This is a genomic window from Streptomyces sp. NPDC008150, assembly GCF_042956945.1.
Classification (GTDB): domain Bacteria; phylum Actinomycetota; class Actinomycetes; order Streptomycetales; family Streptomycetaceae; genus Streptomyces.
Genome location: NZ_JBIBHJ010000015.1, coordinates 98,783 through 122,390, shown reverse-complemented (window position 1 = coordinate 122,390; position 23,608 = coordinate 98,783). Strand labels below are relative to the sequence as shown.

The following is a 23,608-nucleotide window of genomic DNA, read 5'->3' as shown; positions in this document are numbered from 1 at the left end:
GGGGTCCCGCGCCGGGCGGCCGGTCAGACGGACAGCGGGCGGGGCGTGCCGTTGCGCCGGGTCCACTCCGCGCGGTGCGCCGCGGCCAGTTCCCGTGCGCGGCGTGCCGCCTCGGGAGGCACCGGGAGCCGGCACAGGCCGTCCAGGGTGTCCAGCATCCGTCCGGCGAACCGCTCCCCGAGCGGGGTGAGCCGCCCCGACGCGAGCAGGGTCAGTGTCGCCTCCCGCCCCGCCGACCGCCAGCGCGCGAACTGCGTCTGCGCCACCGCCCGGTCGGCGGGGTCCGGCGCGGTGGTGCGGTGCCGGTTCCAGAAGGACGCCACCCCGGTGTGCGCGTAGGCGCCGTGGAAGAGGCCGACCACCGGCCGGGGATCGGGCCGCCACGGTGCGTAGAACAGCTCCCCGGCGTCCGCGTCGAAGAGGTCGAACAGGTGCAGTACGGCGGCGAACTTGCTGTGCTGCATCTCGTGGGTGAGCGTCAGCGCCAGCCCCGCCGCGCCGGACGGCCGGGACAGCGCCACGCAGCCGAACGCCTCCGCGCTGCTGCCGCTCGTGGTGCCGCCGCCCCCCAGCGGCACCAACGTCCTTGTCCCGGCTGCCAGTTCGGCGTAGGTGCGCGGATGGTCCGCACGCAGCAGCCGAGCCGCCTCCCGCGCCGTGCGGGACCACCGGCGGACGTCGTCGGTGCTCAGGCCGAGGGGCTCGCGCACCCCGGGGAAGCGCAGCGGGTCCACGTCGTCCAGGAGCAGCGCGGCCCCGGTGTCCAGCACCGCCAGCCGGTGGGCACCCTGCCAGCGGGCCGTGGTGCGGTGGGGGTCGCGCGGCACGACGGTGCGGGCGGGCACGGTCCCCGGTCCGCGCACCCCGGCGCGGGCGGTGCCGTCCGCCGTGACCTCGACGTGCGCGGTGCCGCCGGGCCGCGCGGGCCACAGCCGGGGGCGTCCCAGCGACGGCAGGAACAGCCCGTCGTCGGTCAGCGGCCACCGCAGCCGCACCGGCAGCCCGGCCCGTACCGACGCGGCCGCGGCCAGTGCCGTGAACCGGTGCACCGGGAGGCCGGTGCCGCCCGCCCCCGCCGCGCGGGCGCGGTCCGTGCGGGCCAGCAGATCCATCAGCGCGATGCCCGTCGACGGGTGCGTCAGCACCGCGCGGGCGGCGTCCGGGTCCGCGCCGCGCACCGCGCCGAGCGTCTCCCACGCCTCCTCGGCCGCCTCCGCCGCGGCGCCGCCCAGCTCGCGCACGCCCGCCGTCACCGCGTACGCGCAGGCCAGCCGACGGCTGTACTCGGCGCGCGCGAGCAGCCCGAGCGCCCGCGCCCCGCCGCCGCCCGCGGCCACCGCGTCGAAGACCTCCGTGGGCACCCGGTGCGGCAGCGGCGTCATGCTGCCCCGGCGGCCGGCACGCGCAGCCGCTCCAGGTCCGCCGCCACCCGTTCCCGGACCCGCCGCACCAGGGAGGCCAGGTCGGCGCAGTACACGCTGGCGTTGGCGAACCCGGTGCCCGGCCGATAGCGGTTCGCGTAGTGGCCGCCGCCGCACACCGGGTGCAGCCGGCAGGCACGACAGCCCGCCGCCAGCCCCGCCGCGCCCCACTGCCGCGCCGCGATCCCGGGATGCCGCAGCAGCGCGTCGAAGGAGTCCCGGGACACGTGCAGTCCGGTGGCCGCGGCACCCTCGTACGCCGTGCGCAGCGTGTCGTCCTGCGCGAGGGAACCGTCCGTCTCCACGACCGCGTAGCGCACCGGGGCGAGCCCGAGGGCCTCCGTCTCCGGGGCGCCGCCGAGCAGCAGCGACAGCAGGTCGTCCAGCAGCCGCACCCGCGTCTCGCGGACCGGGGCCCCGTACCAGCGCTCGAACACCGCCCACAGCCAGTCGGCGTACGGGGTGCCGGGGCCGCCGGGCCGCAGACCCGGTGGCGGAGTGCCCCAATTCCCCTGCGGCAGAAGGAAGTCGACGGACGGCGGCCGGTGCGCGAGCAGTGCCTCGTAACAGCGCACCGGGTCGTTGCGCAGGTCCACCGTGCACAACAGGCCGGAGAAAAGGGCCCGGTGGGGTCCGTCCGTCAGCAGCCGCAGGCCGGCCGAGACCCGGGCATGGCTGCCGCGGCCGTCGGCGCCGCGCCGGTGGCGGTCCTGGGCGACGCGGTCGCCGTCCAGGCTGACCCCGACCCGGATGCCGTGCTCGGCGCACAGGTCGAGCCAACGCCCGTTCAGGCGCACTCCGTTGGTCTGGAGCGCGAGGTCGAGCCGGACGCCGTCACCGGCCGCCGCGCGCAGCGCCCGCGCCGTGCGCGCCACCGCCGCCTCGCCCGCGAGCAGCGGCTCGCCGCCGTGCAGGACGACCGACGCGCGGCGCAGGCCGTGTCCGGCGAGGTGTTCGGCGACGCGTTCGGCGGTGCGGTCGACCGTCGCGTCGGCCATGGTGCGCGGCTGGGTCCGCCAACCCTGGTCGTTGGAGCGGTACATGTAGCAGTAGCGGCAGGCCAGGTCGCAGCGGCTGTGCAGCTTCAGGACGAAGGAGTGCAGCGGGGCGGGGACCCAGCCGGCCCGTTCCCGCGCCTCGACGTCGGCGGCGGCCGGCCAGGACGGCTCCGCGTGACGCAGTCGAGTCATTCGTCCCCCCGGTCCGCGGGCCGGCGCGGCCGCGGCGTGTCCGGCCGTCTCCGCCGCTCCCCGCCGTCCCCCGCCGTTTCGCCACAGTATTCGACCCGTCTGACGAGGCGTCAACATCACAGCGGCGCCCACGGGTTGACACGCCCGAAAGTCGCCGGTGGCCGCACGGTGTTGATGCCGGGCCGCGGCGGGGAACGTAGGCTGGGGACGATGCCGTACCCGGACGCGTCCTCGTGGCGGGCACCGCGCGAGACGCTCCCGACAGCCGACACCTCACGGGGAGCACACGATGACGACGAGCGAGGGAGCGGACGACGAGCCGGGCGGCGAGCCGGTGGAGTCCGTCGTACTGGATCTCGCGGATCTCTCCCCGGACGACGTGGCGGCACTGCCGCCCTCGGTCCTCGCCGAGACCCTGCACCGGCTGCGCGAGGGCGCCACCAACGGCCCCTACGTCACCGGCCACAGCGAGAGCCTCTGACGAAGGCGCCCCTCGTGCCGCGTGCCCCTCACAGGGCCCGGATCCCGCGCCGCGCCGGGGCGCACGCGTCGTCGTCCGGCACCGCCCGAACGAGCCGACCCGACCTACACTGGTCGTATCTGACGTGGTGTCACGCACGGGAGCAAAGCGCCCGTGCCGAAACGACTTTCGTGCCGTCCGAAGCGGAGGGGCAATGCCCGACACCGGACCACTCGACCCCCCGGGACCGTTCGCCGTCTTCTGCGCCACCACCGAGAACCTCGGGCTGAGCACCACGCTGCGCAACGTCGCCGACGTCCTCGCCGCGGGCAACCGCAGCGTGCTCCTGGTCGACGGCCGCACCGGCGCCGAGGGCGGTCACGAGCCGGTCCCCGAGCCCGAGCCCGGCAGGGTCGCCGCGGTCCGCCGCCCCGCCCCCGAGACGCTGCTCGAACTGCCCGCCGACAGCCGCGCGGCACGCTACGACCACGTCCTGGTCGAGGCGCCGCTGCCGGACGCGCCCGGCGCCTCCACCGCCCGCCTCGCCGCCCTCGCGGACACCCTCGTCGCCTGCTTCGCCATGACCGCCTGGTCCATCGACGGTGCCGCCGCCCTCGCCGAGCAGCTCCGCGACGAACGCGCGGGCCGGCCCACCCGGCTGCTCGCCCTCGGCCTCAAGAGCAACGTCGAGGTGCACGACAGGCTGCGCGGGGCCCGCGAACGGGTCCGCGACAGGTTCCGCACCATCGCGGGCGAGACCGGCGCGCGCAACATCCCGTTCCTCGAAATCCCGTACCACCCGCTGTACCTGGACACCCGGCGGCTGGCCGTCGAGAGCGAGCCCGCCGGTTCCGTCACCGGGCTGCGCCCCTACTACGAGCGGCTCGCCGACTGGCTGCGCGACCGCCGCACCCGGCCGCTGACCACCGTCACCCTCGTCCACCAGCCGCGCCACGCCGCCTGGGCCGCCTGGCTGGAGGAACGCTTCCGGCGCTGCGGCATCGGCACCGAACTGCGCCGCGAGGACACCTACACCGGCGACCGGCCGGCCCCCGGCACCGCCCTGCTGTTCCTGTCGCCCGGCGCCATGGACGCCGCCCGGCTCGAACAGCTCGCCGCCCTGTCCCACCCGGACGTCCGGGTCGTCCTGGTCGACGAGCCGTTCTCCGACAACCGGTCGGCCCACCACGAGCGCATCGACCTGCGGGGCGCCGACGAACAGGAGGCGCTGCGCCTGCTGCACGGCGGCCTCGGCCTCGGCCCGGTGCCCCCGTCCGACGGCGCCGCCGCCCGCGTCCGCTTCCCGCGCCTGCCCGACGTCACCAACGTGGCGCCCCGCAGCGGCGAGTTCCTCGGCCGCGACGACCTGCTCGAACAACTCCAGGGCCGGCTGCGCGCCGCGGGCCGCGACCGGCTTCCGGTGGTGCTGCACGCGGACGGCGGCTGGGGCAAGAGCGAGACGGCCCGCGAACTGTGCCATCGCTTCGGCCCCGGCTACGACCTCGTCTGGTGGGTGCGCGCCTGGGAACCGACCCGCGCCCGCCGCGGACTGGCCCGGCTCGCCGAACGGCTCGGCGTCACCGTCCCCGCCGAGGGACCGCTCACCGCACTGTTCGAACACCTGGCCGACCCGGCCACCGGAAGCTGGCTCGTCGTGTACGACGGCGCCGTCGACCACGACGCGCTGCGAGACCTGCTGCCCGTGCCGCACGACCGCGGCCACGTCCTGCTCACCAGCCGCACCGTGCCCGAGGGCACCGCCACGGCGGTGCTCGACCTGCCGCGGCTGTCGCCCGCGGAGTGCCGGGCGCTGCTGCGCGAACGGCTCCCCGACATCGACGACGAGCAGTCCCGGCAGGTCGGCCAGGTCCTCGGCCACGTCGCGCTCGCCCTGCGCCTCGCCTCGTTCTGCCTCGCCGAACGCGCGGCGGCCCACCTGCGCGAGGACCACATGAGCCAGGAGGCCGCCGCCCGCGCGGCCGTGGGCGACATCCTCGCCGAGTACCGCACCGCGCAGGAGGCACTGCTCGACCGCGACAGCGTCGCACCGCACGTCGCCGTCATGGTCCGGGTCGCCCGGCAGACCGCGCTGCGCACCCCGGGCGCGGCCGCCTGGCGTGCCGAGAGCCCCGACAGCGACGCCGTCGACTGGGTGCTCGACGCCACCTCGCTGCTCACCGGGCGCGGCATGGGACTGGGACTGCTGCTCTCGCGCCGCGTCCTGTCCGAACTGTCCGGCGACGACACCGCGCCCGGCGGCGAGGGCCCCGATGCGCACCGGCCGCCGGACGACGTGCGGCTGCCCGACGAGCACATGATCGGCGTCGCCCTGTGGTCGCTGGCCCGGGTCGGCCTGGTCGAGGTCGACTTCGACCGGCCCGAACAGCCCCTCGGCCAGCACCACGTGCTGCGCGACCTGCTCCGCGCCGGACTCGACCCGGAGCGCCGGGCCCGCATCGAACGCGTCCTGCGGAGCGTCCTCGCCGAGTACGCCCCCGACGAGGACCGGGGGCTGCCCGCCCACTGGGCCCGCGAGGTGTACTCGCTGCGGCTGTGGGAGGACACCCGCCCACGGGTGCGGCGCTCCCTGCTGCGGCACCTCAACACCCTTGCCGGGCGCGGCGAGAGCGCCGACCGCGCCCGTCTCCTCGACATCTCCGCGCACGCCGCGCGGTCCTGGGCGCCCACCGGGGACGACCCGACCCCGGAGTACCTGCGGCTGCTCGGCGTGACCGCACGCGCGCACCGCACCGGCGGCTCCTACGACCAGGCGCGCGGCCTCGCCGAACAGGCGCTGCGCGGCCACCGCCGCCTGCTCGGCACCGCGCACCCGCGGACCCTGCTCTCCGCCGACTCCTACGGCGCCGTACTGCGCTCCCTGGGCCGCTTCACCGACGCGCTCGTCCAGGCCCGCCCCGTCCTCGAAGGGCTGACGCTGCTGCTGGGCCCGCACCACCCGGCCACCGTGCAGGTCGAGCACAACCTGGCGCTCACCGAGGCGCTGACCGGCCGCTACACCACCGCCCTCGGCCGGCTCCTGGAACGCTTCCGCTACCGGCAGACCGTCGGCGGCGAGGACGACCCCGTCGCCTGGCTCCGCGCCGACCTGCTCGCCTGGGTCTACCGGACGCTGGGCCGCGACGCCGAGTCCCAGGACCTGCTGCGCCAGTGGCTGCGCCGGCACGGCGACACCCCCACCCAGGACCGGCTCAGCGTCGAGATGGGACTCGCCGTCAGCGAACGCCGCCTCGCCTCCGGGGCGGCCGGCACCCCCGAGGCCCAGTACGGCCTGGAGAAGGCGCTCGAACGCGACCGCCGCGTCCTCGCCGAGTACACCGCGCGGTTCGGCGCGACCCATCTGGGCTCCCTGCGCTGCCGGTTCGGCCTCGCCGCGGACCTGCACCTGCTCGGCAAGGACGTGGACGCCGAACTGGAGTCGCGCCAGTGCGCGGAGGTGCTGGAGGAGACGCTCGGCGCCGGCCACCCCTTCGCCGCCCTCGCCCGGGTCCAGCACGCGGTGCACCTGCGGACCCTGCGGCAGACCGACGAGGCCGAGGCGACGGGACGCGCCGCGCTGAACCTCCTCGCCGACCGGCTCGGCTCCGGCCACCCCTGGATGTCCGCGGCCGAGAACTCCCTCGCCGCGACCCTGGCCGCGACGGGCCGGCGCGAGGAGGCCGCCGCGCTCGCCCGCGCCGCGCTGACCCGCCTGGAGGACCTCGGGATGGGACACCGCCCCGACGGCCGCCTCGTCCGCGCCCACCTCGCCCGGCTCACCGGCGACCCGGCGGCCGAACAGACCTCCGTGGACATGGACATGGACATCGACCTGGAACTCCCGGGACTGTAGTCAGCACCCCGCATCCGCGTCCCGCGCGCCCCGCGCGGACGGGTCCTCCGACGGAAGGCGTACGCACGTGCCCACAGCACCTGGTCCGGAGCCGGACGTCTTCAAGGAGACCCACTGGACCGAGGAACGGCACGGCCCCACCACGGACCGGTGCGTCGGCGCGTTCGCCGAGGCGCCCGGCCTGCGGTCGGTCGCGCACTTCAGCAACGGCATCCTCGACTTCGTGGTGCGCCGCGCCGAGGCCGCCCCGCTGAGCAGCCTCGTCACCGTCAACGGCGACGAGATGCTCAACGAGGCCCTGCCCGGCAGTCGGCTCCTGCTGTGCGCCCAGGACCTCAACGCCCTGCTGCGCCCCCTGGGCACCGGGGACCTGGTGCGGCTGGTGTTCGGCAGCGGGCGGGGCGGTCTGTGGGGCGGGCGGGTCAAGCCCGGCGAGTTCGTCGCCGCCCTCACCGAGGTGCCCGGCGGGGTCGACCCCATGGACCGCGCGATGAACCGGACGGTCACCGCCATCCGCACGCAGGTCTACCACCTGCCCGACGAGATGCTCGGCGGTCTGTCCGGCAGCGCCGCGGGAGAGCCCGCCGACGACGAGACCCTGCGCATCGACTTCGGCACGGCGGCCGGCCGGGAGAGCGAGACCGAGATGCGGCTGCGCGCCCTGTGGGGCGCCAACGTCGGTGCCCACGCCCTCCAGTACCTCGCCTACTACCGCGACTGGACGCTCGTCTGCGCGGGCGACGTCTTCGAGGACCGCCGGCTCGCCCCGCGCTTCCTCGACGTGAGCGTGCGCGCCCGGCGTACCGGCTACCGCGACTTCGCCCAGTCCCTGCGCGGCCACCTGGTCCGGCTGAACGACGCGCTGCGGCTGGTGACCGGCACGCCCGCCGACCGCCTCGTGCTCGACGTCCAGGAGGGCGCCCTGCACGTCCGCTGGCGCTCGCCGCGCGAGTACGTCGTCGGGGTCACTCTCGACCAGACCCAGGTCGCCGCCTCCGAGCAGCGGCTGGAGCAACTGGTGGCCGCACTGCCGGAGTTCAGCGAGCCCGCGCCGCGCTGACCGGCCGGCCCGACTCCCGTGCGACGGGAGCCGGTTCAGCGGTCCGTGGCCACCCCCACCAGCGCCCCCCACACGTCGTCGGCGAGCGCCTCCACGGCGCGCGCCGCCGTCGTGCGGCGCGGCGGGCCCGCGGCGTCCAGTTCCTCCAGCGGCAGCACCTCCACCGCCGTCTCGTACGTCCGGCACACCCCGCGCAGCACCGACCACCCCTCCGCCGCGGCCGGGGCGCGTGCCGCCGTCCTCAGAACGGGCAGCGCGGTGGCGCACCAGTCGGCCACGCCCCGCCTGAACTCCCGTGTCAGCGTGCCCACCAGCGTCGCGCAGCCGAGCGTGCCGAGGTCCGCGCGGGTCACCGGGCGGCGCCCCGTGCGCGGTTCACCGGCCCTCGGGGGAACGCCCGACAGGCGGTCCCGCACGTCGTCCAGGAGCGTCAGCACCTCCTCGAACCGTGCCTCCACGGGGCCCGGCAACGGCTGCGTCCCGTCGGTGAGGCCCTCGCCGCCGCCGACCGGGACCGACCGCACCGCCTCGGTCACGTCGTGCCTCAACTCGACCATGTGCGCGGCCTGTTCGCTCAGCGCCGCCCGCAACTCCACGGCGAGGTCCGCGAGTCCCGCCTCGTGACGCAGCTCGGTGAGCCGCGCGGCGAGCCGTTCCAGCGCCCGGTTCACGGCGCCGGCGAACGAACGCGGCCGGTACACCAGCGGCTGCGAGCCGATCGCCCGCGCCAGCCGGTCGCGCATGGAGCGCGGCACCGCGCCGTTGACCACGAGCAGCACCTCGGCGCGGGCCGGGTTCAGCGCCACGTGCAGGGCCCGGACGCGTTCCGCGATCCGTTCCTCGTCGTCCGCCACGAGCACCGAACGCGACAGCATCACCGCGAGGTACGCGTTCTGCGCCACCTCGATCCAGTGGACGACCTCGGGCTGCCCGTCCGGCGGACCCGACCCGCCGCCGAAGACGGCGGAGTGCACCGGGTCGCTCGACGCGAGACGCCACTGGCCGAGGTCCAGCGCCTCGTGCACCGCCGTCAGGACCTGCTCGCGCGACACCTTCTCGTGCAGGGTCCGTACGGCCGTCAGCACCGCCGCGGAGGTCACCTCCCGCACCACGCCGGCCGCGTCCTCGCTGTCCTGCCACGCCTGGCGGCAGGTCTTGAGGATCTCCCTGGGCACCCCGCCGGTCAGCTCCTGCACCACCCGCACGGTCTCCGCGCCGAACGGCGCCGGCCACCGCTCGGCGGCCCCCGGACCGGCGAGCGGGTCGGGCCGCGGCCCCGCGTGGACGTACTCGGCCACCAGATCGGCGCCGAGCCGCTCGTCCAGCCCGGTCGGCCACAGCTGCACCACCCGCTCGTGCAGACTCGGCCGGAACTCGTCCAGACCGGCGGGCGAGGTGCAGAACACCAGCAGCCCGCCCCGGCTGACGTACACGTTGACCAGCCGCTCGAAGGCGTCGACGAACGTACGGCGGCTGTCCTCCGGCCATTCGAGGACCTTCTCCAGGGAGTCGAGCAGCAGCACGTACGGGCTGCCCACCCGGCCGTGCAGGAACCCCTGCACGGCCAGCGCGTCGAACACCGGGTCGATGCCGGAGACCGGTTCGCGGATGCCGCGCTCCCGCAGCGGCGCGGCCGGCTCCTCGCCGGTCAGCCAGTCCCAGACCATCGCGCTGAACCGCCGGTCCCGCATCAGGGACAGCGCGGTCGCGAACCGCCGGTGCTCGGTGACCGAACCGAGCGTGCCGCGCAGGTCGGCGTGGATCACCTCGACGTCGTAGCGCAGCGCCGAGACGACCTTGTCGGGGTCCAGGGAGCGGTCCCGCAGCCCGGCCGCGATCTCGTCGAGCTGCCCCGAGCGCGGCTCGGCGCCCTCCCGCGACACCCGCACCGCCGTGACGTACGCGTAGTAGTCCTTGACCAGTTCCTCGAAGGCCGTGCGGCCCTCCGCGGTGTCCGCGGGACCGTGCAGGCGGTCGCGGTACATCCGGCCGAAGTCCCGCACCGGCTCGTCGACGATCCACAACGCCGGTGCGGCGGGCTGCTGTTCGGCGAGTGAGTTGCACACCTCGCGCAGCACGTGGCTCTTGCCGAGGCCGAACTCGCCGACCAGGGCGACGGCACGGCCGCGCCGGCCGCCCTGCGGCGGTGGCCGCAGGTAGTCCTCGACGAGGCCCGTCAGCTCCGCGAGGACCGGAGTGGCGATCGTGACGTTCCCGGAGTCCGCGGGCTGGACCGGGGCCGCGCCGAGGTCCGCCGGCGGGCCCAGCCGGGCGACGGGGGCCAGCGGGAAGGGGTTGCTGCGCCAGGTGTCTCCACTGCTTGCGGCCACGATGGCACTCCTTGGGTGTCCGGCCGGTGCGTCGCGGCGTCAGCCGCGCGGGGAGGGTACGGGCGTCTCGCGCTGGAGGGCGCCGAGATCGGGGCGGAGCTTCTCCCAATGGGGCCGCAGCGCCGCCGAGTCGATCCGCAGCGGCGTGCCGCGCGCGGACTGCTCCTGGGCCGCGTCGTGGAACACCCGTCTCAGCTCGCGGACGTCGCGCGGTGCCCACAGGTGGTGCGCGTCCATCAGATCGCTCCTGTCCGACTCGACGGCGTCGCCCGGTTCGGGATGCACACGCCGGCTGAACAGCCACACGTCCTCGTCCCGCAGCCCCTCCAGGGCGAGGTGGGTGATCGCCTCGCCGCCGGGCACCGAGCCGACCACGGGCCCCGCGCTGGCGGCGTCCTCGTGACTGAGCTCGACGAAGAATACGATCCTGGGCTCCGCGTAACTCAGGCAGGTGCGCAGGAACCCCGCCCGCAGGCCGTTGTCGTTCCAGCGGATGTGCGGAACCACCGCGAACAGCAGCCCGTTGTTGCGCGCCAGCAGTGAACTGATCCTGCGGTACGCCTCGTAGAGGTCCTGCTCGGCGTCCACGATCCGTTCCGCGCCGGCGAACCCCTCGTACCGGGCGAGCGTGTCCGCGATGCTGTTGTGCACACGGGTGTTGATGGTCTCGGTGGACGCGAAACCGCCGTCCTTGTCGACGCAGATGCGGTTGCCGTCGTTGCCGTAGCCGGCCGTCAGCGCGACGATCCCGCGCGGCACGTCACCGGCGTCCACCCCCGCGGTGCGCCGCAGCGCGTCCAGCGACGACTGCGCCTCGTACACGCAGCGGTGGATGAACGTCGTCTTGCCCATCCCCGAGGGCCCGCTCACCACGACGAGGCGCCCGTGCCCCACGTTCGGGTCGACCAGCTCCGCCGGCTCCGCCCACAGGCCCCGGAAGGCCTCCAGCCGGTCCCGGGCGTGGTCGACGTCCACCCACTGCCCGGCGTGCAGCGGCTCCGCCCACGGCACCAGCGGGTGGTCCGGGTGGCGCGTCCGCATGCCGCGCGCACCGGGCGGGAACGGGGGCGCCGCCACGCCGTACGGGTTTCTCCACTCCGGGGTGGTCATTCCTGGTGTCCTCCGGGGGCCGTGCCGTCCCCGCTCCGTCCGCGTCCACGCCGCGGCAGCCCGTCGAGCAGGCGTGCCGGTGCCGGGCGGGTGAGCGCGCCGATCTCCCGCGTCTGCCGGTCGAGGACGGCCCGCACCCGCGCCGACTCCGCCCGGCGTTCTTGCGGGCCCAGGTCCGCGCCGTCCCGCGAACGCGGCAGTCTGTCTGCCAACGGCAGTGTTTCCGCCAGGAGTTGGGCCGAGCGGCGACGCGCGCCGCGGCCGGGCACCAGGGCCAGCGTGCCGCCGAGCGTCTCGCGGGCCCGCCGCACCTCGTCGTGTGCGGTGGTCGGGTCGGCCTCGTAGGCCGTCAGATACAGGCATGCGATCCTCCGGAACTCCCGCAGGTCGGTCGTCAACTGCCTTTCACGGTGGCGCCGTTCCGAAGTGCTCTGACTTGTCAGGCTGATGGCCGCACCGACCGCCAGCAGGCAGACGCTCTGGACGAACGCCAGGACAGTGCCGCCCCAGCCGCCGCCCGAGGACTTCCCGGGGCTGTCGCCCTCGGCGGTCATCAGCGCGTCGCAGGCCCGCGCGAAGTCGTCCGGACGGCGCCTCTCCCAGCTCTCCAGCGACACCGGGCTCCCGCCTCCTCCCGGCGGGACGACGGTGTCCGCGGCGGCGCCCCGCACCACGAGACCCAGCCGAACGGCCGCCTCCGCGAGACCGGCCCGGTGCCCGTCGCCGAGGCAGTACACGAGGCGTACGTCCTGCTCCCCGTCGTCCGCCGACGCCCGCCCGCCGTACGGCGGAAGGAGCACCAGGGCGGCCAACGACAGTGCCACGGTGGCGGCCACCCTCAGCGTCGGTCCCAACAGGGCTCGCGCTGCTGGTGAGTTGTGCGCGACGCGGCAGGGATCCGGCGCGGGGACCGCGAGGCGCGGGGGAGCGGGACGGGCGGGCGCGCGGGTGCCCGGTCCGCCGTGTCCGCCCGGTCCGCCGGGTCCGTTCCGTTCGCCCATCCGCGTCTCCCCGTCCCGCCCGCCGCCGCCCGTCCGCGTCCTCGCCGCCGCCGTCCTTCCGGCCCCTCAGTCGGCGACCGGCCTTTCACCGGCCCCTGCCCCGGCGCCGGTGGCGGTGGCGGCCGGTGGCCGGGGTGTCCGATGCGGTGGACGCGGCGGCCGGGCGGCCGGTTGCGACGGACCGCCGGGAACGCGCGGACGAGCCGGGCGCGCGACCCGGCCGGACACGTACCGGGAGGCGAGGTGCAGCACGTTGACCGTGAGCACCGCCGGCCCGACGATCCGGACCGTGCCGGGGAAGTCCCGCTCCAGGGTGAGGGCGAGCAGGACGGCGGTGATGCCGTTCTGCTGGCCGAGCCCGAGGGCGGTCCGGTCCCGGCGGTCGAGCCCCCGCACGAACAGCGGCAGCACCAGCAGCGCCACCACAGCCTGGGCCGCGAACGCCGTCGCCCCGAGCAGCAGCCCCGGCAGCAGGGCCACCCCGCGCGCCAGGAAGAGGCCGAGCAGCAGCGAGGCGGCCAGGAAGGCGCAGGTGACCGCACGCGCCACGGGGCGCGCGAGCGCGGCGGCGCGCACCACGAGACCGGCCCCGGCGACCGCCGGCATCAGCATCCGGACGGCCGCCACCAGCAGCGTCGCCACGATCAGCAGACCGCCGAGCGACGTCGCGAGCGGCCCGGTGCCCGGCGGCACGTGCCGGGCGCGGAGCAGCCGGCGGCCCGCCCACCACAGCAGCGCGACCACGGCCAGCAGCGCGGCGTTCCAGCCGAGCCCGACCAGGTAGCCGGCGGTCCCGCCGCTCGCGACGGAGGGGACGTCCCGGTGCCCGGCCGCGTGGTACGCCCACCCCGCCAGGTACAGCGTCAGCAGCACCGTCATCGGGTCGTCGAACGCCGCCCACGCCGCGAGCAGCGACCGCGCGCGCTCCGAGACGCGATCCGCCCGGCCGAGGGCCGCGACCGACAGGGGGTCGATCTGCGCCACCGCGACACCCAGGACCAGGTACTCCGGCCTGCCGAACGCCGCCACCATCACCGCGGAGATCAGGGCGGCCTTCAGGACCACGCCCACGGTGACCACCGCGGCCACCCCGCGCACGTCGCCGCGCAGGGCCGCCGTGTCGATGCCGTACGTACTGCCGTACAGCCCGATCGCGAGGAGGAGTCCGCAACCGGTCGGGTACCAGGGCGAGTTCACCGCCGACGACGGGTCCACCAGGACACCGGCCGCCGCGCCGAGGACCAGTGCGCCGAGGGCCGCGAGCGGCACGGCCGGAAGCCGTGCGAGGGCCGGGCCGTACCCGTGTACGGATGTCGTCACTGGTTCCCCCTCCCCGTGCCGCACCCCGGGCGTGGCCGGCCCGCCGTGCGCGCGTCGCGGTTCGGACCCGGGACCGCCGCGCGCACCGCGGCGAGCCGTCCGCGGTACGGACTTCGTCGTCCGGGCGGTACGGCTCACGGGCGCAGGGCAGATGCATCGTAGGGGCCCACCCGCACGGGTGGGTAGGGCGCGGCGGGCCGTTCCGGCCCCGCGCGCCCGGGGCGACCCGGGTCCTGGGGTGACGATGCCCGGTACGGCCCGCCGCCGAACGCCTTCGGGCGGGCGGACGGGCGCACACCACCCGGACCGCGCGTCAGGACCCGTCGTGGGAAGGCGGGTTGACGACCGTGCGCGGTGCGTGCGCCGGGGGCCGCGCGCACCACCGAGGTGCGGGCGTGGCCGGAGTGGTCCCAAGAAGACCGGTGTGCCGTCGGGTTGCCGGGAATTGCCATAACTCGTCCGAAAATGGCCGCTGTTGGATTTCTGACGGAGACCTAATGGTCACCTCCGTGTGGTGGAGCCTCTCTACAATGCTCTCGTCACACCGCCCCCGCTCGGCGACCATCCGCCTGTGCCGGCCCCGCCCGGTGCGTGTGCCGGCCCGGCCCCGGACGACCGACGTGGACGACATGACCGCCGGCGCAGCTGACCCCTCACGACCGGAGTGCACCCCCCATGCCCGCACGGAAAGACCCCTCCGCCGCCCCCGCCCCCGGCTCCGCCGCCGCGGAGCCCGGCCCGACGGCCGCCGCGCCGGAGCCGGAGCCCACCGGCGCCCCGACGCCCACGGTCGCCTCGACGTTCGCCGCACTCGCCCCCGGGGCCGCCACCGGCCCGCGCCGGGAGACCGGCGCCGGCGCGAGTGCCGAGGCCGCCACCGGAACGGACACGAGCGGCGGGCCCGCGAGCGCCCGGACCGGCGCGCCCACGACCCCGCCCGCCACCCCGGCCGCCGCGTCCGCCCCCGGCGCGGCGGAGGAGTCCGAGGCCGCCGGGTCGGAGCCCTCCACCGAGCGCCCCGACGGGTCCGGGCCGCCGCCCGCCGGTGACGCCGCGACCGCCGAGCCCGCCGCACCCGAGGCCGGGGCGGCGGCCGTCGCCGTCGCCGCGGACCCCGGGGACGGCGGCGACGGCGACGCGGAGGCCGCCGCCGCGAGCGCCCCCGGACGGCCGCGCGGCCCCGTGCTCGCCGCCGCTGGGATCGTGGGCACGCTGCTGATCGCCGCGCCCTTCCTGATACCGGCGTTCGCCGGCGACAAGCCCGAGCACCCGAAGCACACCCAGGCGGCGGGCGGCACCGATCTCGGTTCCGCCGCGGACAGTTCGCCCGTCGCCGGCTACGGCAGCGCGTCGCCCTCGCCGTCGGCGAAGCCCTCCGCGTCCAAGGCCGCGAAGAAGCACGTGACCGCCGCGGCCCCCGTCGTCGAGCCGCAGGCGAGCTTCACGACCGCGGTGAAGCCGTCCGCCTCGCCGTCGGCGACGAAGAAGGCGGCGAAGAAGCCGAGCGCCCGCGCCCGCGCCAACACCGCGTCCAGCCAGAGCAAGGTCCTGCTGAAGAACGTCACGACCGGCATGTGCGCCGACATCCCCTACTACCAGAAGGGCAAGGTCAACGGCCCGGTCAACCAGTACTACTGCGACGGGACCTCGGCCGACAACCAGCTCTGGAACCTCGTGGTCCACCCGGAGGCGGGCAAGGGCCCGGAGGGCTCGTCCCTCTTCCTGATCTCCAACGTCAAGGACGGCCTCTGCTTCGACCTGCCCAACTACACGGCGGCGGCGGGGGGTACGCGGATCACCGAGTTCCCCTGCCAGGCCACCAAGAGCGACAACCAGTACTGGTGGCTGGACCCGCGCTCCGACGGCACGTACTGGATCCGCAACTACGCCAGCCGCGACCTGTGCCTGAACGTCGCGGGCAACGGCAACGGCGGCCACGACGCGGCGCTCCAGATCGGCACCTGCAACGACAGCTCGGACGACGACGACCACTGGTACTTCGCCAAGTCGTAGTGCCGTGACGCCCGTTGGGCGGAAATACCGCCAACGGGCGCGCGTTTCCGGCCATGCCGAACCCCGGGGCACCACCGGTGCGTCCCGCACGTTGTCCGGGTACGAGCGCGGCCCGCGCCGGGAGCGGCGCGGGCCGCCGGACGACGTGACAGGGGGAGCACATGTCGGACGCGATCGACATCGGGGAGTACGGCGACGACTTCCGCACCGACCCGTATCCGGTGTACGCGCGGCTGCGCGCCGCGGGCCCGGTGCACCGGGTGCGGCTGCCGCCGCCGGACGGGGCGTACGGGGACGTGTGGCTCGTCGTCGGGCACCGCGAGGCGCGCGCGGCGCTCGCCGACCCGCGCCTGGTCAAGGACATGGAGAAGCTCGGCATCCCGGTGCTGGACAGCGAGATGATCGGGCCGCACATGCTGCTGTCGGACCCGCCGCGGCACACCCGGCTGCGCGGCCTCGTCGGACGGGCGTTCACGGCCCGCCGGGTCGAGGAACTGACGCCCCGCGTCCAGGAGATCACCGACGATCTGCTCGACGCGATGCTGCCGCGGGGCCGTGCCGACCTCGTGACCTCCTTCGCGCACCCGCTCCCGCTGACCGTCATCTGCGAGCTGCTGGGCGTGCCCGCGGCGGACAGACCGCGATTCCGCGCCCTGTCGACGGAGGCGGTCGCCCCCACCAGCGAGGAGAACGAACGGCAGGCCTTCGTCGGACTCGGCTCCTACCTGGGCGAGTTGATCGAGGACAAGCGGTGCGCCGGACCGCAGGGCGACCTGCTGAGCGACCTGCTCCGCGTCACCGCGGAGGACGGGGACCGGCTCTCCGTACCGGAGTTGCGCGGCATGGCGTTCCTGCTGCTCGTCGCGGGCCACGAGACGACCGTCAACCTCATCACCTCCGCCGTGCACGCCCTGCTCCGCCACCCGGACCAACTCGCCGCCGTGCGCGCCGAACCGGCCCTCGTCGACCGCGTGGTCGAGGAGACGCTGCGGCACGAGGGGCCGGTGGAGACCGCCACGTACCGGTTCGCCGCCGAGCCGCTGGAGATCGGCGGAACCCGCGTGGAGTGCGGCGAAGGGGTACTGATCAGCCTCGCCGCGGCCGGCCGTGATCCCGACCGGCATCCCGACCCCGACCGCTTCGACATCGACCGCGACCCGCGCGGCCACCTCGCCTTCGGCCACGGCATCCACCACTGCCTGGGCGCCCCGCTGGCCCGTGTCGAGGCCCGCACGGCGCTGCGCACCCTGCTGGAGCGCGCGCCCGGCCTCGCCCTCGACGGCCCGGCGGGGGAGTGGCTGCCCGGCGTCCTGGTGCGCGGCGTGCGCGGTCTGCCGGTGCGCTGGTAGGCACCCGGTCCGGCCGCCACCGGTGCGGGAGCGGGGCCGGCCGCCCCGGGCCGGGGGGCGGTCAGAAGTCGCCGCCGCCGATCTCCGCCAGCGCCACCGGCCTGCGGTCGCGGCGCGAGAGGTCGCACGCCTCGGCCACGCGCAGCGCCTGAAGTGCCTCGAACCCGTCGCAGGGATTGGGCAGTTCGCCGCGCACCACGCCGACGAACGCCGCCATCTCGGCCTCGTACGCGGGACCGAACCGCTCCAGGAACCCCGTCCAGGGCTTGTTGGCCGCGGGCGGTCCGGTCGGCTCGGTGGACGCGATCGGGGTGCGGTCGTCCAGGCCGACCACGATCTGGTCGTGCTCGCCCGCGAGTTCCATGCGGACGTCGTAGCCCGCGCCGTGCAGCCGCGTCGCCGTCACCGTGGCGAGGGTACCGTCGTCGAGCGTGAGGAGGGCCGCGCCGGTGTCGACGTCGCCCGCCTCGCGGAACATCGCCGGCCCGGCGTCGGAACCGGCCGCGTACACGTCGACGATCTCGCGGCCGGTCACCCAGCGCAGGATGTCGAAGTCGTGGATCAGCGTGTCCCGGAAGAGACCGCCGGACAGCGGCAGGTACGCGGCCGGGGGCGGCGCCTGGTCGGACGTCATGGCGCGCACGGTGTGCAGCCGGCCGAGCCGCCCCGAGGCGACCGCCTCGCGCGCCCCGGTGTAGCCCGCGTCGAAGCGCCGCTGGAAGCCCATCTGGAGCACGGTCCCCGCCGCCCGCACCTCGTTCAGCGCCTGTAACGTCCCCGGCAGGTCGAGCGCGACGGGCTTCTCGCAGAACACCGGCAGCCCCGACCGGGCCGCCCGCCCGACGAGTTCGGCGTGCGCCGGCGTCGTCGTGGCGATCACCACGGCGTCCACGCCCCACGTGAAGATCTCGTCGACCCCGGGTGCCGCCGTCTCCCCGAGCCGGTGTGCGAGTTCCTGTGCCCGTCCGCCGTCCGCGTCCGTGAGGATGAGCGACCCGACCTCGCGGTGGCTGCTGAGTGCTCTCGCATGACATGTGCCGATGCGGCCCGTACCGATGACTCCGATGCGCATGGGAACAAAGTGGAGGTCAGGTGTCCGCCGTGTCAATGCAAATGTCAGGACAATCGGACTTCACGACTTCCCGTCAACCGGGCGCGGAGCTACGCTCGGGCCGTGCCCAAACCAGTGGTGGACCCGACCCTCGCACTCGGGCTCGGCGTGGACCGGACCAGCCCGGTGCCGTTGTACTTCCAGCTCTCCCAGCAACTGGAAGCGGCGATCGAGCACGGCACCCTCACCCCGGGCAGCCTGCTGGGCAACGAGATCGAGCTGGCGGGCCGGCTCGGCCTCTCCCGCCCCACGGTGCGCCAGGCCATCCAGGCACTCGTCGACAAGGGCCTCCTGGTGCGCCGCCGGGGTGTCGGGACCCAGGTCGTGCACAGCAGGGTCAAGCGGCCCCCGGAACTCAGCAGCCTCTACGACGACCTCTCCGCCGCGGGCCGCGACCCCTCGACGAAGGTCCTGGCCAACGCCGTCGTCCCGGCGACCGCCGAGGTCGCCGCCGCGCTCGGGATGGCGGAGGCGGCGGACGTGCACCGGCTGGAGCGGCTGCGCCTGACGGCCGAGGAGCCGGTGGCGCACCTGTGCAACTACCTGCCGCCCGGCCTGCTCGACCTGGACACCGAACGGCTGGAGACCACGGGGCTCTACCGCCTCATGCGCGCCGCGGGCATCACCCTGCACAGCGCCCGGCAGTCCATCGGCGCCCGCGCGGCCGCCCCCGAGGAGGCGGGGCGGCTGGACGAGCCGGAGGGTTCGCCGCTGCTCACGATGGAACGCACCACGTTCGACGACACCGGCCGGACCGTGGAGTTCGCCAGCCACACCTACCGGCCCGCGCGCTACACCTTCGAGTTCCAGCTCCTCGTCCGCCCCTGAGGCGGCGGCGCCCCGGTTTCCGGCCGGTCCGGGGCCTTGCGTGCGCCCCGGTGGTCGGAAACACTCCCGTCGTCGTTGATAATCGAATGTTTGGGGCCGGTGAGCGTACCGGCCCCTCCGTACGGACGAACACCGTACGCACGACGAAGAGCGCGGATCGACGCTGATCGACGCGAAGAGCACACGGCGAGAAGGGCAACGGCCTCGTGGCACGGTTTCGGACCTGGGTAGGCATCGCGCTTGCGGGGACGCTCTGCGCGTCCCTCGCGGGATGCAGCAGCACCGGCGGCAAGCGCGCCGAGGACGCCCGGGAGGCCGCGGCGGCGCAGGGGAAGTCCGCGGTGAACACGCCGCGCTGGACCTTCGCGATGATCACGCACTCCGGTGACGGCGACACCTTCTGGGACATCGTGCAGAGCGGTGCCAAGCAGGCGGCCGTCAAGGACAACATCAACTTCCTGTACTCGCACGACGACGAGGCGCAGCAGCAGGCGCAGCTCGTCGACGCGGCCGTGGACAAGAAGGTCGACGGCATCATCGTCACCCTCGCCAAGCCCGACGCGATGAAGGCGGCCGTCGCCCGCGCCGAGAAGGCCGGCATCCCGGTGATCACGGTGAACTCCGGCACCGAGGAGTCCAAGGCGTTCGGCGCGCTGACCCACGTCGGCCAGGACGAGAGCGTGGCCGGCGAGGCCGTCGGCGACGAGCTGAACAAGCGGGGCCGCAAGAAGGCGGTCTGCGTCCTGCACGAGCAGGGCAACGTCGGCCACGAGCAGCGCTGCGCCGGGCTGAAGAAGACCTTCGACGGCACCGTGCAGAACCTCTACGTCAACGGCACGAGCATGCCGGACGTGCAGTCCGCCATCGAGGCCAAGCTCCAGGCCGACCCGGACATCGACTCCGTCGTCACCCTCGGCGCCCCGTACGCGGACACCGCGGTGAAGGCCAAGAAGGACGCCGGCAGCAAGGCCGAGATCGACACCTTCGACCTGAACGCCAAGGTGGCCGCCGAACTCCAGGACGGCACCCTCGGCTTCGCGGTCGACCAGCAGCCGTACCTCCAGGGCTACGAGGCCGTCGACCTGCTGTGGCTGTACAAGTACAACGCCGACGTCCTCGGCGGCGGCAAGCCGGTCCTCACCGGCCCGCAGATCGTCACCAAGGACCAGGCCGCCGCGCTGAAGAAGTACGCGGAGCGGGGGACCCGATGACCGGGGCCACCGTCACCCCGGGCGACGAACGGCTGCTGCGGACCTCGCTCCTGCGCCGCCTCCTCGGCCGCCCCGAACTGGGCTCGGTCGTCGGCGCCGTCGCCGTCTTCCTGTTCTTCGCCCTCGTCGCGGACAGCTTCCTGCGCGCCGCGAGCCTGAGCACCGTCCTGTACGCGTCGTCGACCATCGGGATCATGGCGGTGCCGGTCGCGCTGCTGATGATCGGCGGCGAGTTCGACCTGTCCGCGGGCGTCATGGTGACGTCGTCCGCGCTGATCTCGTCGATGTTCAGCTACCAGATGACCGCCAACGTGTGGGTCGGCGTCCTGGTGTCCCTGCTCGTCACGCTCGCCGTCGGCGCGTTCAACGGGTTCATGCTGACCCGCACCAAGCTGCCCAGCTTCATCATCACGCTGGGCACCTTCCTGATGCTCACCGGCATGAACCTCGGCTTCACCAAGCTGATCGACGGCACCGTCTCCACCAAGTCGATCGCCGACATGGAGGGCTTCCCGACGGCGCACGACGTCTTCGCCTCGACGCTCACCGTCGGCGGGGTCGACTTCAAGATCACCATCCTGTGGTGGTTCGGCCTCGTCGCCATCGCGTCCTGGCTGCTGCTGCGCACCCGCGTCGGCAACTGGATCTTCGCGGTCGGCGGCAACCGCGACGCGGCCCGCGCGGTCGGCGTTCCGGTGGACAGGACCAAGATCGGCCTCTACATGGGCGTCGCGCTCGGCGCCTGGATCTCGGGCCAGCACCTGCTGTTCAGCTTCGACGTCGTCCAGTCCGGCGAGGGCGTCGGCAACGAGCTGATCTACATCATCGCGGCCGTCATCGGCGGCTGCCTGATCACCGGCGGCTACGGCAGCGCGGTCGGCTCCGCCGTGGGCGCGCTGATCTTCGGCATGACCAGCAAGGGCATCGTCTACGCCGAGTGGAACCCCGACTGGTTCAAGTTCTTCCTCGGAGCGATGCTGCTCCTCGCGACCCTGCTGAACGCGTGGGTCCGCAAGCGCGCGGAGGCCGCGAAGTGAACGAGCACGACGAGACGGGCGCGAGCCGCGAAGAGACCGGCGCGGGCCGCGACGGGACGGCTGTGAGCGACGGGACCGGTGCGCCCGCGAGCGAGGGGACCGGAACGCCCGCGAGCGACGGGACCGGTACGCGCGGCGTGTCCGACGTGACGGAAGAGGCCCCCGCGGCGCAGGGCGCCGGCGCGACCGGCGGCGCGCGTCCGCCGCTCGTCGAACTCGACGACGTCAGCAAGCACTACGGCAACGTCCGCGCCCTCGAAGGCGTCTCCCTCCAGGTCCACGCGGGCGAGATCACCTGCGTCCTCGGCGACAACGGCGCCGGCAAGTCCACCCTGATCAAGATCGTCGCGGGGCTGCACCAGCACGACGCCGGCTCCCTCCGCATCGACGGCGAGGAGACCCGGCTCGGCTCCCCGCGCGAGGCCCTGGACCTGGGCATCGCCACCGTCTACCAGGACCTCGCCGTCGTCCCGCTGATGCCGGTCTGGCGCAACTTCTTCCTCGGCTCCGAGCCCCGCAGGGGCACCGGCCCGTTCAAGCGCCTCGACGTCGAGTACATGCGCCGCACCACCCACGCCGAACTGCTGCGCATGGGCATCGACCTCCGCGACGTCGACCAGCCCATCGGCACCCTCTCGGGCGGCGAACGCCAGTGCGTCGCCATCGCCCGCGCGGTCCACTTCGGCGCCAAGGTCCTCGTCCTGGACGAGCCGACCGCCGCCCTCGGCGTGAAGCAGTCCGGCGTCGTCCTCAAGTACGTCGCCGCCGCCCGCGACGCCGGACTCGGTGTTGTCCTCATCACGCACAACCCGCACCACGCGTACCTCGTCGGCGACCGTTTCGTGCTGCTCAAGCGCGGCACGATGGTCGGCTCGCACACCCGTGACTCGGTCACCCTCGACGAGCTGACCCGCCAAATGGCGGGCGGCAACGAACTGGACGACCTCCGCCACGAACTGGAGCGCGCTCCCGCCCCCGGGGCCCCGGGCGCGGCGGTCCGCGGCGGCGGGACGGCGGGCGAGTGAGGCGCTGCCATGCGGCGCCGCCCGCGGGTGAGGCACAATCGGCGCGATGAGCACCTACCGCGACCTCGCCCTGCCGCGGGCACTGAGCACCGCACGGGCCGGCAGCGCCCCGATCGGTTCGCGCCGCGCCCCCGTGCTGCGGACCGTGGGCACGCGTGAGCGCCGTTCGCACCTGACGGCGCCCCGCGTTCCCACGGTCGGGATCGACATCGGCGGCACGAAGGTGATGGCGGGAGTCGTCGACGCCGACGGCAACATCCTGGAGAAGGTCCGCACCGAGACGCCGGACAAGTCCAAGAGCCCCCGGGTCGTCGAGGACACCATCGTCGAACTGGTCCTGGACCTCTCCGACCGGCACGACGTGCACGCCGTCGGCATCGGCGCGGCCGGCTGGGTCGACGCGGACCGCAATCGGGTGCTCTTCGCCCCCCACCTGTCGTGGCGCAACGAACCGCTGCGCGACCGCCTCTCCGGCCGGCTGTCCGTGCCGGTGCTCGTGGACAACGACGCCAACACCGCGGCCTGGGCGGAGTGGCGCTTCGGCGCCGGACGCGACGAGGACCACCTCGTCATGATCACGCTCGGCACCGGCATCGGCGGCGCGATCCTGGAGGACGGGCAGGTCAAGCGCGGCAAGTTCGGCGTCGCGGGCGAGTTCGGACACATGCAGGTCGTCCCCGGCGGCCACCGCTGCCCGTGCGGCAACCGCGGCTGCTGGGAGCAGTACAGCTCCGGCAACGCGCTGGTCCGCGAGGCCCGCGAGCTGGCCGCCGCGGACTCCCCGGTGGCCTACGGGATCATCGAGCACGTCAAGGGCAACATCGCCGACATCACCGGCCCGATGATCACCGAGCTGGCCCGCGAGGGCGACGCCATGTGCGTCGAGCTCCTCCAGGACATCGGCCAGTGGCTCGGCGTCGGCATCGCCAACCTCGCCGCCGCGCTCGACCCGTCCTGCTTCGTCATCGGCGGCGGTGTCTCGGCCGCCGACGACCTGCTCATCGGCCCGGCCCGGGACGCCTTCCGCCGCCAGCTCACCGGCCGCGGCTACCGCCCCGAGGCCCGGCTCGCCCGCGCCCAGCTCGGCCCGGAGGCCGGCATGGTCGGCGCCGCGGACCTGGCCCGCCTGGTCGCCCGCCGCTTCCGCCGCGCCAAGCGCCGCCGCGTGGAACGCCACGAACGGTACGAGCGGTACGCGCAGGACCGCCGCACCCAGGACGCACAGGAGTCGCAGGACTCGCTGTGACCACGAAACACCCAGGAGTCGCTGTGACGACGGAGCACCCAGGAGC

Annotated in this window: 17 protein-coding genes; 10 read left to right on the top strand and 7 right to left on the bottom strand. The window is 74.8% G+C overall.

Annotated features, from left to right (window positions below):
- Positions 1-23: 23 nt before the first annotated feature.
- Both ACFZA0_RS30670 and ACFZA0_RS30665 read right to left on the bottom strand, forming a co-directional pair.
- Positions 24-1,382 carry an aKG-HExxH-type peptide beta-hydroxylase gene (locus ACFZA0_RS30670; RefSeq protein ID WP_391022966.1) on the bottom strand — a complete coding sequence of 453 codons (1,359 nt, stop codon included), beginning with the start codon at positions 1,380-1,382 and terminating at the stop codon, positions 24-26.
- The gene (locus tag ACFZA0_RS30665) at positions 1,379-2,611 is read right to left on the bottom strand and encodes an FxsB family cyclophane-forming radical SAM/SPASM peptide maturase (protein WP_391022964.1); all 1,233 of its coding nucleotides are present in this window, start codon (positions 2,609-2,611) and stop codon (positions 1,379-1,381) included. Before ACFZA0_RS30665 ends, ACFZA0_RS30670 begins: the two co-directional genes overlap by 4 nt.
- Positions 2,612-2,900: 289 nt before the next feature.
- Here ACFZA0_RS30665 and ACFZA0_RS30660 point away from each other — a divergent pair, with 289 nt between their 5' ends.
- The 3 genes from ACFZA0_RS30660 to ACFZA0_RS30650 all read left to right on the top strand — a co-directional run bounded on the left by ACFZA0_RS30660 (position 2,901) and on the right by ACFZA0_RS30650 (position 7,981).
- A complete protein-coding gene (locus ACFZA0_RS30660) occupies positions 2,901-3,092 on the top strand; it encodes a hypothetical protein (protein WP_391022962.1) in 192 nt (63 codons plus the stop codon).
- Positions 3,093-3,285: 193 nt separating this feature from the next.
- Positions 3,286-6,921, top strand: coding sequence for an FxSxx-COOH system tetratricopeptide repeat protein (fxsT, locus tag ACFZA0_RS30655; protein WP_391022960.1), 3,636 nt, complete (start codon positions 3,286-3,288; stop codon positions 6,919-6,921).
- A gap of 67 nt (positions 6,922-6,988) precedes the next feature.
- Positions 6,989-7,981, top strand: a complete 993-nt coding sequence (locus ACFZA0_RS30650) for a hypothetical protein (RefSeq protein WP_391022958.1) — start codon at positions 6,989-6,991, stop codon at positions 7,979-7,981.
- A gap of 35 nt (positions 7,982-8,016) precedes the next feature.
- Here the strand turns inward: ACFZA0_RS30650 and ACFZA0_RS30645 are convergent, their stop codons facing one another.
- From ACFZA0_RS30645 to ACFZA0_RS30630, 4 genes are all read right to left on the bottom strand, one after another.
- On the bottom strand, positions 8,017-10,311 hold the full coding sequence (locus tag ACFZA0_RS30645) for a hypothetical protein (RefSeq protein ID WP_391022956.1): 2,295 nt from the start codon (positions 10,309-10,311) through the stop codon (positions 8,017-8,019).
- Between the two features lie 39 nt (positions 10,312-10,350).
- Positions 10,351-11,421, bottom strand: coding sequence for a hypothetical protein (locus ACFZA0_RS30640; RefSeq protein WP_391022954.1), 1,071 nt, complete (start codon positions 11,419-11,421; stop codon positions 10,351-10,353).
- Positions 11,418-12,245, bottom strand: a complete 828-nt coding sequence (locus tag ACFZA0_RS30635) for a hypothetical protein (RefSeq protein ID WP_391022952.1) — start codon at positions 12,243-12,245, stop codon at positions 11,418-11,420. Before ACFZA0_RS30635 ends, ACFZA0_RS30640 begins: the two co-directional genes overlap by 4 nt.
- Positions 12,246-12,488: 243 nt before the next feature.
- The gene (locus tag ACFZA0_RS30630) at positions 12,489-13,742 is read right to left on the bottom strand and encodes a hypothetical protein (protein ID WP_391022951.1); all 1,254 of its coding nucleotides are present in this window, start codon (positions 13,740-13,742) and stop codon (positions 12,489-12,491) included.
- Between the two features lie 675 nt (positions 13,743-14,417).
- Between ACFZA0_RS30630 and ACFZA0_RS30625 the strand changes: the two genes are divergently transcribed.
- Both ACFZA0_RS30625 and ACFZA0_RS30620 read left to right on the top strand, forming a co-directional pair.
- Positions 14,418-15,755, top strand: coding sequence for an RICIN domain-containing protein (locus ACFZA0_RS30625; protein ID WP_391022949.1), 1,338 nt, complete (start codon positions 14,418-14,420; stop codon positions 15,753-15,755).
- Between the two features lie 161 nt (positions 15,756-15,916).
- Entirely contained in the window at positions 15,917-17,104 is a 1,188-nt protein-coding gene (locus tag ACFZA0_RS30620; protein ID WP_391022947.1) for a cytochrome P450, read from the top strand.
- Between the two features lie 61 nt (positions 17,105-17,165).
- Here the strand turns inward: ACFZA0_RS30620 and ACFZA0_RS30615 are convergent, their stop codons facing one another.
- On the bottom strand, positions 17,166-18,176 hold the full coding sequence (locus ACFZA0_RS30615; RefSeq protein WP_391022945.1) for a Gfo/Idh/MocA family oxidoreductase: 1,011 nt from the start codon (positions 18,174-18,176) through the stop codon (positions 17,166-17,168).
- Between the two features lie 117 nt (positions 18,177-18,293).
- Between ACFZA0_RS30615 and ACFZA0_RS30610 the strand changes: the two genes are divergently transcribed.
- From ACFZA0_RS30610 to ACFZA0_RS30590, 5 genes are all read left to right on the top strand, one after another.
- Positions 18,294-19,043, top strand: a complete 750-nt coding sequence (locus tag ACFZA0_RS30610) for a UTRA domain-containing protein (protein ID WP_391023207.1) — start codon at positions 18,294-18,296, stop codon at positions 19,041-19,043.
- Between the two features lie 206 nt (positions 19,044-19,249).
- Positions 19,250-20,254: a substrate-binding domain-containing protein gene (locus ACFZA0_RS30605; RefSeq protein WP_391022943.1), complete on the top strand. Its 1,005-nt coding sequence runs from the start codon at positions 19,250-19,252 to the stop codon at positions 20,252-20,254.
- A complete protein-coding gene (locus tag ACFZA0_RS30600; protein WP_391022941.1) occupies positions 20,251-21,291 on the top strand; it encodes an ABC transporter permease in 1,041 nt (346 codons plus the stop codon). Before ACFZA0_RS30605 ends, ACFZA0_RS30600 begins: the two co-directional genes overlap by 4 nt.
- A 146-nt stretch (positions 21,292-21,437) precedes the next feature.
- Positions 21,438-22,316, top strand: a complete 879-nt coding sequence (locus ACFZA0_RS30595) for an ATP-binding cassette domain-containing protein (RefSeq protein WP_391023205.1) — start codon at positions 21,438-21,440, stop codon at positions 22,314-22,316.
- Positions 22,317-22,362: 46 nt separating this feature from the next.
- The gene (locus ACFZA0_RS30590) at positions 22,363-23,562 is read left to right on the top strand and encodes an ROK family glucokinase (protein ID WP_391022939.1); all 1,200 of its coding nucleotides are present in this window, start codon (positions 22,363-22,365) and stop codon (positions 23,560-23,562) included.
- Positions 23,563-23,608: the final 46 nt, after the last annotated feature.